This window comes from Rheinheimera sp. ATLC3 (assembly GCF_059429535.1).
Genome location: NZ_CM182103.1, coordinates 173,606 through 185,996, shown reverse-complemented (window position 1 = coordinate 185,996; position 12,391 = coordinate 173,606). Strand labels below are relative to the sequence as shown.

At 47.9% G+C, this 12,391-nt stretch carries 9 protein-coding genes; 7 read left to right on the top strand and 2 right to left on the bottom strand.

The window, feature by feature from the left end:
- Positions 1–23: 23 nt before the first annotated feature.
- Positions 24–1,106 (top strand): sensor histidine kinase, encoded by a 1,083-nt coding sequence (locus AC5SV9_RS00925; protein ID WP_475150202.1) that lies wholly within the window; start codon positions 24–26, stop codon positions 1,104–1,106.
- Positions 1,099–1,917, top strand: coding sequence for a LytR/AlgR family response regulator transcription factor (locus AC5SV9_RS00920; protein WP_475150203.1), 819 nt, complete (start codon positions 1,099–1,101; stop codon positions 1,915–1,917). Before AC5SV9_RS00925 ends, AC5SV9_RS00920 begins: the two co-directional genes overlap by 8 nt.
- Positions 1,918–1,924: 7 nt before the next feature.
- Here the strand turns inward: AC5SV9_RS00920 and AC5SV9_RS00915 are convergent, their stop codons facing one another.
- A complete protein-coding gene (locus AC5SV9_RS00915) occupies positions 1,925–2,914 on the bottom strand; it encodes a 6-phosphofructokinase (protein WP_475150206.1) in 990 nt (329 codons plus the stop codon).
- A 176-nt stretch (positions 2,915–3,090) separates the two neighbouring features.
- Between AC5SV9_RS00915 and AC5SV9_RS00910 the strand changes: the two genes are divergently transcribed.
- Positions 3,091–4,062 (top strand): DMT family transporter, encoded by a 972-nt coding sequence (locus tag AC5SV9_RS00910; RefSeq protein WP_475150208.1) that lies wholly within the window; start codon positions 3,091–3,093, stop codon positions 4,060–4,062.
- Positions 4,063–4,064: 2 nt separating this feature from the next.
- Here the strand turns inward: AC5SV9_RS00910 and AC5SV9_RS00905 are convergent, their stop codons facing one another.
- A complete protein-coding gene (locus AC5SV9_RS00905; protein ID WP_475150210.1) occupies positions 4,065–5,909 on the bottom strand; it encodes an ABC transporter ATP-binding protein in 1,845 nt (614 codons plus the stop codon).
- 193 nt (positions 5,910–6,102) lie between these two features.
- Between AC5SV9_RS00905 and AC5SV9_RS00900 the strand changes: the two genes are divergently transcribed.
- From AC5SV9_RS00900 to ydiJ, 4 genes are all read left to right on the top strand, one after another.
- Entirely contained in the window at positions 6,103–7,941 is a 1,839-nt protein-coding gene (locus tag AC5SV9_RS00900; RefSeq protein ID WP_475150213.1) for a cation:proton antiporter, read from the top strand.
- Between the two features lie 162 nt (positions 7,942–8,103).
- The gene (gene ribA / locus AC5SV9_RS00895; RefSeq protein ID WP_475150216.1) at positions 8,104–8,688 is read left to right on the top strand and encodes a GTP cyclohydrolase II; all 585 of its coding nucleotides are present in this window, start codon (positions 8,104–8,106) and stop codon (positions 8,686–8,688) included.
- Between the two features lie 81 nt (positions 8,689–8,769).
- On the top strand, positions 8,770–9,237 hold the full coding sequence (locus tag AC5SV9_RS00890; protein WP_475150219.1) for a YehS family protein: 468 nt from the start codon (positions 8,770–8,772) through the stop codon (positions 9,235–9,237).
- 56 nt (positions 9,238–9,293) lie between these two features.
- Positions 9,294–12,341, top strand: a complete 3,048-nt coding sequence (gene ydiJ / locus AC5SV9_RS00885; RefSeq protein WP_495473527.1) for a D-2-hydroxyglutarate dehydrogenase YdiJ — start codon at positions 9,294–9,296, stop codon at positions 12,339–12,341.
- Positions 12,342–12,391: the final 50 nt, after the last annotated feature.

Below are 12,391 nucleotides of genomic sequence, written 5' to 3'. Positions count from 1 at the left end.
CCGGTGCTCTGCGGATTGTCATTTTGTATAAATTATTTGAAGATCGTACACGTCAGTTTTGGATCCTGCACACACTGGGCTGGTTGGGCTTCGCTATCGTTAACTATCTTGGTTCTTTAGTACAGGAAACCCGAGATGCCTATCTGATAGTTGTCATGCTGGATTCCTACATCGGCTGGCTCATCACCATACCGCTGCGGTACGCTTATCAGAGAGTTTGGCACTGGACGCCATGGCGGATGATACTGACTGTGCTATTGCTGGCATTTCTGGTTGCGGCGATTTGGACGGCGGTGCGTAACTTCAACTATTGGGAAATTTATCGGCATGGGGCAAGGCCCGATGACTGGCTGAAGTATATCCGTGATACGCCGGTAGCGTTTTATGTCATACTGAGCTGGAGTGGTTTGTATTTTGGTATTAAGTATTACCAGACATTGCAGCAGGAAAAACAGAAATCGTTAACTGCAACGAACAAAGCGCATGAAGCACAGCTTAAAATGTTGCGCTATCAGTTAAATCCACATTTTTTGTTTAATACGTTAAATGCTATCTCAACGCTGGTTTTAATCAATGAAACTGACACCGCTAATAAAATGGTGACCAGGCTTAGTGACTTTTTGCGCTATTCGTTGTACAAAGACCCTATTAATAAAGTAGCGCTCGAGCAGGAAGTTTATGCAGCCAGGCTCTACCTTGAGATAGAGAAAGTGCGTTTTTCCGAGCGTTTGTCCGTTGCTTTTGATCTGGAAAGCGGTACGGAAAAAGCCCTTGTGCCGAGTCTGATCCTACAACCGCTGATAGAGAATGCCATTAAATTTGCGGTTGCCAGCCAGATTAACGGCGGGGAAATTGCTATCACAGCGAAAAAATTTGGCCATGATTTACTGCTTGAAGTCGCTGATAATGGCCCGGGCATGACGATTACAAACGGTCTGCCTAAAAGCAGTGATAGCGGGGTAGGCCTGGTTAATACCAAAGAGCGTCTATCGGCATTGTACGACAATAATTTTGCTTTGGTTTTAACACATAACCAGCCTCAAGGGCTGAAAGTAAACATTAGAATCCCACTAGAACTAGAAAAAACGGAACAGGAACATGCTTAAGGTAATAGTAGTTGATGATGAACCTTTAGCCCGTAAGGGAATGTTGGTGCGTTTACGGGAGTTTCCTGAGCTGGACGTTATCGCAGAGTGCAGTAATGGTCAGCAGGCTATAGACAGTATCAGCGAATTAGAGCCCGATTTGGTTTTTCTGGATGTTGAAATGCCGGGCATGGACGGCTTTACCGTGTTAAAACAGCTACAGGAAAAGCATATAGCACTGCCATATGTTGTATTTGTAACGGCTTACGATCACTATGCATTCAGCGCTTTTGAAGTAAACGCGCTGGACTACGTATTAAAGCCGGTTGAGCCTATCAGACTGCGGCAGGCTGTAGAGAAAGTACTGAAGATTTATCAGGCACAGGATACACAGAAGCACAAAGGCCAGTTAGCTGAAGCTGTTGCCAAATTGACCGGAGAAGATACCGGCAATATTCTGCAGCGGCTGGACAATGCCGAACCGGTTGTTAACGACCGGTTTCCTGACGCGATCAGCATTAAAGACAGTGGCGAGATCACCCGGGTGCCGGTAACGGCGATAGAATGGGTCGATGCAGCTGGTGACTATATGTGTATCCATACCCGTGATGGCCAGACACATATTTTACGGCGCACAATGAAAGAGTTGGAGCAGGAGCTTGACCCAAGACAATTTGTGCGCGTGCATCGCTCTGCCATCGTCAATGTGCAAACCATTGCCAAACTCCAGATGCTTGCCAATGGCGAACATCAGTTAATGCTGACGAATGGACAGGCGGTAAAAGTCAGCCGCAGTTATAAAGATCGCGTTAAACAGGTGTTCAACCAGTAATCGCATATTAGTCGCTGGCAATGTATTGTTGCCAGCGAACCAGATAGGGATCTATCTGTTTTTTCTTCTCTCCTGTTTTGGCCAGCGGATACAAGCTTAGTTGCTGGTTAACTTCCGCTGCCATCATAAGATGGGCGCCGGCAACAAGTTGCTCAACAGCGTAAGCACCAAGTTTCGTCGCCAGTATTCGATCTGCTCCGACAGGCCGACCGCCTCGCTGAATATGTCCAAGTATACAAGCGCGACATTCAATGCCCAGGGCCTCACTTAACGCTTCGGCTAACGCCGTGGTACCGGCAGGGTAACTGTTTTCTGCCACAACGATAATGTAACTGCTTTTGCCCCTTAGTAATTGCGCATGCTGTATCGGAATAATCAGATCTTTCAGATTATCGGGCTTAATGGCGGCAAACTCCGGGCAGATAATTTGTTCTGCACCCGCTGCAATGCCTGCAGACAACGTAATATAGCCTGAGTGCCTGCCCATCAGTTCAATCAGGAAAATACGCTCAAATGCATCAGCGGTATCGCGTATCTTATCTATGGCGTCTAAGGCGGTATCAATGGCGGTTGCGAAACCAATGGTGTAGTCTGTGCCGTCAACATCGTTGTCGATAGTGCCGGGAATGCCGATAATTTGCCCGTGATAATGCTCGGCAATACTCAAAGCGCCACGAAAACTGCCGTCTCCGCCAATGATAATGAGAGCATCAAGCTGCAACGCTTCTAGTGCTTTAGCTGCTTTTACTGCACCCTCAGTCGTGTACAGTGCTTTGCAGCGAGCACTTTTTAAAATAGTACCGCCGTACTGAATGATATGCTGCACATGCTGTGGCAAAAGGGTTTGATGTTCATTGTCCAGTAGTCCATTGAAACCATGATGAAAGCCAATAACATCAATATTGTTCGCTGCTGCAGTTAACACTATGGCTCTGATGGCGGCGTTCATGCCGGGTGCGTCTCCACCTGATGTGAGTATACCGATGCGTTTAATCATGGCTGGTCCTTATACGTAAACGCTTTAACTATAGCGGTTTCCTAATTGATGTCTTTTGATATAGCGCAATCTGTGGTGACTCTGTCGCGAAAGCGGTGTTAGTTAAAGACAACACCCGGCGAATAGGTAAAATAGCACTTCCCTGGCAGCTCACCGTTTTATTGATTGGAAATTCCATGCATCAGATCACCGGTAAAAGCATGATTGGTTTATCACTGGCATTAACGACTGCAATCCTGTGGGGCATGCTTCCTATTGCTCTTAAAGTACTGCTGGATGTATTGACTGCAAATACGATCACTGCAGTGCGTTTTTTAGCTGCGGCTGTGATGGTCGGATTGTGGCTTTGGCTAAGCGGAAAACTGCCAACACTGCGTTTGCTGATCAGCAAAAAGGCTGGCGGTCTGATGATCATCGCCGTGCTTGGTTTGCTGTCTAACTACATCATGTACCTAAGTGGGCTTAACTATTTAAGCGCAGAGACTGGTCAGGTCGTTATACAGTTAGCGCCATTTCTGATGATGTTAGGTGGTGTGGTGTTGTTCAAAGAGCAGTTGCTGCTTTGGCAAAAAGTAGGGGCTTTTAGCTTGGTTGCCGGCTTGCTGCTGTTTTTTAATGAACGATTAGTGCAGCTGCTGCAATATGCTGGCAGCGAAACGCTGGGCGTACTGTTGGTTATTGCTGCAGCTGTAACGTGGGCGGCTTATGCTCTGGCCCAGAAACAGCTGCTTATGCACTACAGCTCAAAACAAATAATGTATCTGCTATATGTCGCAGGTACTTTTGCTTTCATACCGGTATCGGACTTTTCACCTCTGCAAACAATGACTGCTTTACATTGGGGTTTACTGGTTTTCTGCTGTCTGAATACTGTCGTGGCTTATGGCGCTTTTGCTGAAGCCTTGCATCATTGGGAAGCGTCCAAAGTCAGCGCAGTACTGGCGGTGACGCCTTTGTTTACTATTTTATTTGCGCAGTTACTTGCATGGCAGGTACCTGATTTTATCAGTGCACAAGCGCTTAATATCTGGTCGTGGATTGGTGCCGCGCTGGTAGTATCAGGCTCTGCGCTGACGGCTCTGGCTCCTCAGTTTGCCGATTACCGTGCAGCGCGTAAAGCTAAGAAATTACAACGGGACGTGTTCTGATACTAATCTACGCCAATAAAGCCACCGGTTTGATGTGCCCACAGCTGAGCATAAATACCGCCCGACGCAATTAGCTCACTGTGGCTGCCTTGTTCTACAATCGCACCCTGATCAAGTACGATAAGCCGGTCCATCTGTGCAATTGTTGACAGGCGGTGCGCAATGGCAATAACGGTTTTACCTGCCATCAGGCTGTTAAGGCTGTTTTGAATTGCGGCTTCAACTTCAGAGTCCAGAGCCGAAGTTGCCTCATCAAGGATCAGAATAGGAGCATTCTTCAGCAGCACCCGTGCTATAGCAATGCGCTGGCGTTGTCCACCGGATAGCTTGACTCCACGCTCGCCAACCTGAGCATCAAAACCAGTATTGCCCTTAGGATCTGTCAGTTCAGCAATAAAATCACTAGCCTCAGCTTGCTCTGCCGCAAGCAGCAACTCAGCTTCAGAGGCATCGGGTTTACCATACACGATGTTGTCACGGACAGAGCGGTGCAGCAAAGACGTATCCTGTGTCACCATAGCAATATGCTGACGCAGGCTCTCCTGGTCTACCTGACTGATATCCTGGCCATCAATCAGTATTCTGCCACTTTCCACATCGTAGAAACGTAGCAGCAAGTTGACTAATGTTGATTTACCGGCACCTGAACGGCCTACTAGTCCAACTTTTTCACCAGGCTTTATATCCAGATTAAGCTGCTGCAGCACGGCGGCCTTGCCGTTATCTGCTGCTTTACCGTAGTTAAAGCCGACCTGCTCAAAGCGGATCGCGCCCTGGCTGACAGTAAGTGCTTTAGCATCGGGAATATTATTAACCTGTGCGGGCTGTGACAGGGTGGTAATACCATCGGCCACGGTGCCAATATTTTCAAATAAACTGCTGACTTCCCACATGATCCATTGGGCCATGCCGTTTAAGCGTAGCGCCAGGCTGACAGCAATAGCGATAGCACCGACGCTGATAGCGTTCGCTGACCAAAGATAGATCGATAGTGCGGCAATGCTAAACACCAGTAAGTAGTTAAGTGTCTGTACCGACACACTTAAACCGGTTGCTAAGCGCATCTGGCGGTATACCGGCTTTAAAAACACTTCCATGCTGTCTTTTGCGTAAGCTTCTTCGCGATTAGTGTGAGAGAACAGCTTAATGGTAGTGATATTGGTATAGCTGTCGACGATACGGCCAGTCATTTCTGAACGCGCATCAGCCTGACGGGTTGATGCCGCTTTTAACCGGGGCACAAAATAAAATTGCATGGCAATGTAAATGGCCAGCCATACAAGCATCGGCAGCACCAGGCGTAAATCAGCTTCGGCAATAAAAAATAGCATGGAGCCAAAATACACCAGCACATAGACCATGACATCGAGGAGTTTCATTACTGTTTCGCGCACCGCAAGAGATGTTTGCATCACTTTAGTGGCAATTCGACCGGCAAAATCGTTCTGGTAAAAGCTAATGCTCTGGCGAAGCAAATAACGGTGCGCCAGCCAACGGATAGACATCGGATAATTACCGAGTAACGTCTGATGAACAATGGCCGCATGGAAAAAACTCAGCGCAGGTAGCAATATAACCGTAACTAAAGCCATTTTAATCAGTGTGCTGCGCTCTGAGGTAAACAGGCTTTGCGGGTCGTTTTTTACCAGCCAGTCAACCAGCTGGCCCATAAAGCTGAATAACGACACTTCCATCATCGCCAGTAAAGCAGTGCTGATAGACATCAGAATCAGAGAAGCTTCCATACCTTTGGTATAGTGGCGACAGAATGCCCAGATGCCTTTAGGGGGTTGTGTTGGTTCAGCGGCAGGGAAGGGCTTGATAATACGCTCAAAAAAACTAAGCATAACAGACTCGGGTAACTATAAAGAGGCGCGTATTGTACCTGAGTTATCTTAAATTGCATGCCTGTTGCTGATCATCGTACGGTAATAACATGGCATAATACTGGGATTATTCTTTTCGCTGTGTAGCATGATTCATGCTAAAACTATGTTTTTAAGCCATGTTTATACGGGCTGAACGTCTTACAGGGTTCTCATGGAAAAAATTTCTGCCACGCTGGCACTTTTAGGTATCGTATCGTTATTTTGTCAGTGGCTGGGCTGGAAGCTCAGATTGCCGGCTATTTTACCATTGTTGGTGGCTGGCTTACTGCTCGGGCCGGCTCTTGGCGTTCTGGACCCGGATGAACTGTTCGGTGACTTGTTGTTTCCGATTATCTCTCTTGGTGTGGCGGTGATTCTGTTTGAAGGTTCACTGACACTGAACTTTAAAGAAATTAAAAGTCACGGTCGCATGGTAACGAGCCTGGTTACCGTGGGGGCGGCGATAACCTGGGCTTGTGTCACATTGGCATCATACGTTCTAGTAGGGTTTAGCTGGGAAATCGCCATGTTGTTTGGCGCCTTGGTGGTGGTGACTGGGCCAACAGTTATTGTGCCGATGCTGCGTAGTGTCAGGCCAACATCGAAACTGGCCAGTATTTTACGCTGGGAAGGTATTGTGATTGACCCGTTGGGCGCGCTTATCGCGGTATTGGTATTTGAGTATATAGCGTTTTCGTCAGAATCGGGTAATCACGTCCTGACTGCTTTGGGCCTGATGCTGTCTATAGGCTTTGGCCTTGGTGCATTATCGGGTTATCTGGTGGGTATTGTACTTAGAAAAAATTTGCTGCCGCATTACCTGCAAAATACTGCTGTATTAACGATTGTGCTGGGTGTGTTTGTCGGCTCCAATTTGTTGCAGGAAGAATCAGGTTTATTAACGGTTACCGTAATGGGGATTTGGCTTGCCAATATGCGCGGCGTTGATATCGCCGATATTCTGGAATTTAAAGAAACCTTAACCGTGCTGCTGATTTCAGCGCTGTTTATTTTGTTGGCGGCCCGGCTGGACTCTGCTGCAGTGCTGGATCTTGGCTTTGGCGGCCTGGGGTTATTGCTGGTGGTGATGTTCGTTGCCAGACCGCTCAGTGTTTGGGTATCGGCTTTGGGCTCGTCATTAAAAAGTGCCGATAAATGGTTTTTAAGTTGGGTCGCACCGCGGGGGATAGTGGCAGCGGCCGTGTCGTCATTGTTTGCGATTAAACTGGAAAACCTTGGCTACGCCGGTGCTGAACATATCGTGCCACTGGTGTTTCTGGTGATAATAGGGACGGTGGTAGTACAAAGCCTTACTGCAGGTAGCTGGGCAAAGTGGTTAGGGGTGTCGGCGGGGTCGAACCAGGGCGTGCTGATTTTTGGTGCATCGCGTTTTTCCCGTGATCTTGCCAAAGTATTGCAAGGCAAACAGATCCGTGTGGTGTTGGCCGATACCAACTGGGACAATATACGACTTGCCAGAATGGATAACATACCGGTCTATTTTGGTAACCCGGCATCAGAACACGCTGAAACTTACCTTGATCTGACCGGCATCGGCCGGGTGTTTGTTATTTCGCCGTACCGTCAGTTAAACCCGTTGGTCAATTTTCACTTTCAGGACGTATATGGCGTCAATAAAGTGTTCGGTTTGAATAACTCAGAACCGGGCAGCGCCCGTCATCAAATGTCGGAAACCTATGTAAAGCAGCTTAGTTTATTTGGCGAGCAGGTTTCCTATGCTAAGTTATCAAGCCTGGTCGCCAGAGGTGCTGTGATTAAAACGACTAACATTACCGAAAACTTCACGTTTGACCATTTTCAGCGTCGTTACGGCGATGGGGCTCTGCCGCTGTTGTATATCAAAGATAAGAAACTGCATGTTATTACTGCCAATACCGGTGCCGCCATTCCGGGGGATGTTGAACTGGTCAGTTTAATTTCGGCTCACGCCCTGCAGGAAGCAAAGGTGTCCAGCCAGCCGGCAGAAGCGCCTAAGAGTGCTCAGGTATGAACGAGACAAAGATAGTGAGTACGTTGCAAATGTGATATTATCACAATACGCGACCGCTTACTGGGCAAAGGCTATACTAACGCTATTTGTCTGGCTTGAATTATTGTAGCAGTGGCCCAATAAAGCCTGCGCTGTTGTGTTGCAGCCACTAGCTGAGATGTCATGATGAAATTAAAACTTGTAACGTCAACATTACTTCCAACGCCTTTTGCAGAGTTTCGTTTGCATGGCTTTGAAGCGCCAAATGGCAAAGAGCACGTAGCACTGACGCTCGGCGATGTCAGCAGTGATGAACCAGTGCTGGCGAGGGTGCATTCTGAATGTTTAACCGGAGATGCACTATTTAGTCTGCGTTGCGATTGCGGCCCGCAGTTAGAAGCGGCGATGCGAAAAATTGCAGACTTAGGGCGGGGTTGTATTCTGTACTTAAGGCAGGAAGGCCGTGGTATAGGTTTGATCAACAAAATCAGAGCTTATGCCGAGCAGGATAAAGGCCTTGATACCGTAGAGGCGAATGAGATTTTGGGGTTTTTACCGGATATGCGCGAGTATGATATTGCTGCGCAGATGTTTGAGCAACTGGGTATTAAACAGATCCGGCTGTTAACGAACAACCCACGTAAACTGAAAGCGCTGACTGATGCCGGTGTAAATGTGCTGGAAAGGGTGCAGCACAGGGTGAAAACGACGGCACATAGCCATCGTTACCTGGCTACAAAAGCCAGCAAGCTTGGGCATTTACCTTGACAAAGCTGCTTGCCTGAAGATTTCTGGCTGGCTGTGTTATCATAGCTGCCATTTCCCAACTATCTGTTACAGGGCCTAACTTTGACTCCAAACGATGTACTGCGTAGCCTGCGCTACAGCCTGAATGTTCACGACTATGGCATGATCGATATTTTTGCTCTGGGTGGGGCAGACGTGACAAAAGAGCAGGTTGTGTCCTGGCTTAAGAAAGATGAAGACGAAGGTTTCAGCGCCGTAAGCGATGAATTGATGGCCAGATTTTTAAATGGTCTTATCATCCAACGTCGTGGCGCGCGTGACGGTGAAATACCGGTGCCAGAAACCAGGCTGAATCACAATATTATGCTGCGAAAGCTTAAAATAGCGTTTGATTTAAAAGATGACGATATTATCAGCCTACTGAATACGGCAGATTTTCGTCTGGGGAAATCTGAACTGAGTGCGTTTTTCCGCCGGCCTGACCACAGGCATTATCGAGAATGTCAGGATCAGGTACTTCGGTATTTTTTGCGGGGTATTCAGCAGAAATTCCGTCCGGCAGCCAGCTGACCCTGTTATCAAGTTAATGTTATACTGCAGGCACTTATTGCCGAGTGTCTGCAGTTATGATCCCAAAGCTTAATCCTGAGTTGGCATTAGATGCCAGCATTGTTGCATTTAACAAAGCGCTTGTTGCGGCCGGTTTTAGCGGTGATATTGAAACCAGCTATGGTAGCCGTTTAGCAGTAGCGACAGATAACAGCATCTACCAAACCTTGCCCCAAGCTGTTGTTTTGCCCAAAACGACAGATGACCTGGTGATCCTGACTTCGCTGGCGCAGACCTCCAGCTTTTCCCATATCAAATTTAGCCCTCGCGGCGGCGGTACCGGCACCAATGGTCAGTCTCTGACGGAACATGTTGTGGTAGATTTATCACGCCATATGCGCAATATCCTTGAGCTTAATGTCGAGCAGCGTTGGGTGCGGGTTCAGGCCGGTGTGATTAAAGATCAGCTAAATGCTTTTTTAAAACCCTACGGCTTCTTCTTTTCCCCCGATTTGTCGACGTCTAACCGGGCGACAATTGGCGGCATGATTAACACCGATGCATCAGGTCAGGGCTCACTGGTATACGGAAAAACCAGCGACCATGTGTTGGCGTTAAAAACGGTGCTGATAGACGGTAACGTGTTAAAGACGCATAAAATGGCTACGTTTGAAGCCGAACACCGGGCTGAGCAGCCAAACAGTATAGGTCGCATTTACCGGCAGGTATTGGACAGCTGCCGTAATTTTCGCCCTCAGATCCTGGATAAATTTCCACGCTTAAACCGTTTTTTAACGGGCTATGATCTGGAGCATGTATTCAATGATGATCTGACCGAGTTTGATTTATCCCGCATAATTACCGGTTCAGAGGGCTCGCTTGGTTTTGTTGTTGAAGCAAAGCTGAATATTACGCCTATCGCCAGATACAAATGTCTCGTCAACGTTAAATATGACAGCTTTGAAAGTGCCCTTCGCAATGCGCCATTTCTGGTAGCCGCAGATGCAACCTCTGTAGAGACAGTTGATAGCAAAGTACTTAACTTAGCCCGTCGCGATATTATCTGGCATCAGGTAAAAGATCTGATAACCGATGTGCCCGGTATCGATATGCACGGGCTCAATATGGTTGAATATAATGCTGAAGAGCAAGCCAGTATTGAGCAGAAAATTGCGGCCCTGACTGCAAGACTGGATACCGCAATAGCAGATAAAACAGATGGTATTATTGGTTATCAGCTTACCTACGATACGGTAGCGATTAATAATATTTACGCCATGCGAAAAAAAGCAGTTGGTTTGCTTGGTAATACGCAAGGCCGGCAGAAACCCTTGGCTTTTGCCGAAGATACCGCGGTACCGCCGGAAAATCTGGCTGACTTTATCCTTGAGTTTCGTGCACTGCTGGACAGTCACGGTTTGCAGTATGGTATGTTTGGCCATGTTGATGCTGGTGTTTTGCATGTCAGGCCAGCGCTGGATTTGTGCGACCCTGAACAGGAAAGGCTACTAAGAACCATTTCCGACCAGGTTGTTGCACTTACGGCGAAATACGGCGGCCTGATGTGGGGCGAACATGGTAAAGGTTATCGCAGTGAATATGGCCCGGCATTTTTCGGCGAAGAGCTGTTTGCAGAGCTGCGTAAAATCAAAGCGGCGTTCGACCCCCGTAACAGGGTAAACCCTGGCAAAATATGTACGCCTTATAACAGTGCCGATAAACTGGTGTCAGTGGACGATCAAAAACGTGCCTGGTTTGACCGGCAAATACCCGTAGCAGTAAAAGACAGTTTTGACAGCAGCTTAAACTGTAATGGCAATGGCCTGTGTTTTAACTATGAAGAAAACTCGCCAATGTGCCCATCGAGCAAGGTTACAAAAGATCGGCGGCATAGCCCTAAAGGCCGGGCAGGTTTGATGCGGGAGTGGTTACGACTGACACAGAACAGTGGCTTTGACGTAATCCAGTATGAGCAGCAACTGCAAAATTCGCCGTCAGCCTTAAAAACACTGTGGGCCCGCATTAAAAACACTGTCGGCAAACAGCAGGGCGAGGAAGACTTTTCGCATGAGGTGATGGCTGCAATGGAAGGCTGCTTAGCCTGCAAAGCCTGTGCCGGTCAATGCCCGGTTAAAGTTGACGTACCAGCCTTCCGCTCTCGTTTCTTACAGCTGTACCATAGTCGTTATCTGCGCCCGGCAAAAGATTATATTGTTGGCAATATTGAACGCACGGCGCCGCTGTTAGCAAAAGCGCCGCGGCTGGTTAATTTTATTCTCAAACGCGATATTACGGCGAAAATACTGAAGAAAACGGTTGGTTATGTTGATACACCACTGTTGTCTGTGCCGCCACTGGCAAAGCAGATTGGCGATAAATACCGGTTTGACTTAGCGCAGCTGCAGCAACTCAGTGAGTCCCAGCGATTAAAAACGGTGTTACTGGTGCAAGACCCCTTCACCAGCTTTTACGAAGCTGAGGTGGTGCATGATGCACTAAGTTTGCTGGAAAAATTAGGCTACACGCCGGTGCTATTACCCTTTAAACCAAATGGTAAGCCGCAGCATGTTAAAGGGTTCTTACGCCAGTTTGCCCACACTGCAGCCACGGCAGCACAGTTTTTAAATCAACTTCAGCAGCTAGATATCCCTATGCTTGGACTGGATGCTTCATTGGTGCTGGTGTACCGGGATGAATACAGCAAAGTACTGGCCGATAAACGTGGTAGTTTTCATGTCCACCTGCTTCACGAGTGGCTGGTGCAGCAAACATTACCGGCAGTAAAAGCAGACGGTGACTATGCTTTACTGGCGCATTGCACAGAGAAAACGGCGTTGCCAGCAACAGAAAAAGCCTGGCAACAGATATTTAGCAATGCGGGTATGCGTTTGACGCCGGTGAGTGTCGGTTGCTGCGGCATGGCAGGCACATACGGCCACGAAGCCCAGAATCTGGAAAACTCTAAGGCATTGTTTGATATGAGCTGGCGTGCGCCGGTTGAAAAATATGGTACAGAAAGAATTCTGGTTACCGGCTTTTCCTGCCGTAGTCAGGTGAAAAGGTTAGTCGGCGATAAACCCCGCCACCCGTTGCAGGCGTTATTAGCGGCAGTCACCAAAGACTGATTTCAACGCATAAAAAATCCGCCAAAATGGCGGATTTTTTCTCGTGCATT

What these genes read in the sequence shown, in the direction of transcription:
- AC5SV9_RS00920 (WP_475150203.1), top strand. Translation starts at nt 1,099, where the DNA reads ATGCTTAAGGTAATAGTAGTTGATGATGAACCTTTAGCCCGTAAGGGA.
- AC5SV9_RS00915 (WP_475150206.1), bottom strand. Translation starts at nt 2,914, where the DNA reads ATGATTAAACGCATCGGTATACTCACATCAGGTGGAGACGCACCCGGC.
- AC5SV9_RS00910 (WP_475150208.1), top strand. Translation starts at nt 3,091, where the DNA reads ATGCATCAGATCACCGGTAAAAGCATGATTGGTTTATCACTGGCATTA.
- AC5SV9_RS00905 (WP_475150210.1), bottom strand. Translation starts at nt 5,909, where the DNA reads ATGCTTAGTTTTTTTGAGCGTATTATCAAGCCCTTCCCTGCCGCTGAA.
- AC5SV9_RS00900 (WP_475150213.1), top strand. Translation starts at nt 6,103, where the DNA reads ATGGAAAAAATTTCTGCCACGCTGGCACTTTTAGGTATCGTATCGTTA.
- ribA (WP_475150216.1), top strand. Translation starts at nt 8,104, where the DNA reads ATGATGAAATTAAAACTTGTAACGTCAACATTACTTCCAACGCCTTTT.
- ydiJ (WP_495473527.1), top strand. Translation starts at nt 9,294, where the DNA reads ATGATCCCAAAGCTTAATCCTGAGTTGGCATTAGATGCCAGCATTGTT.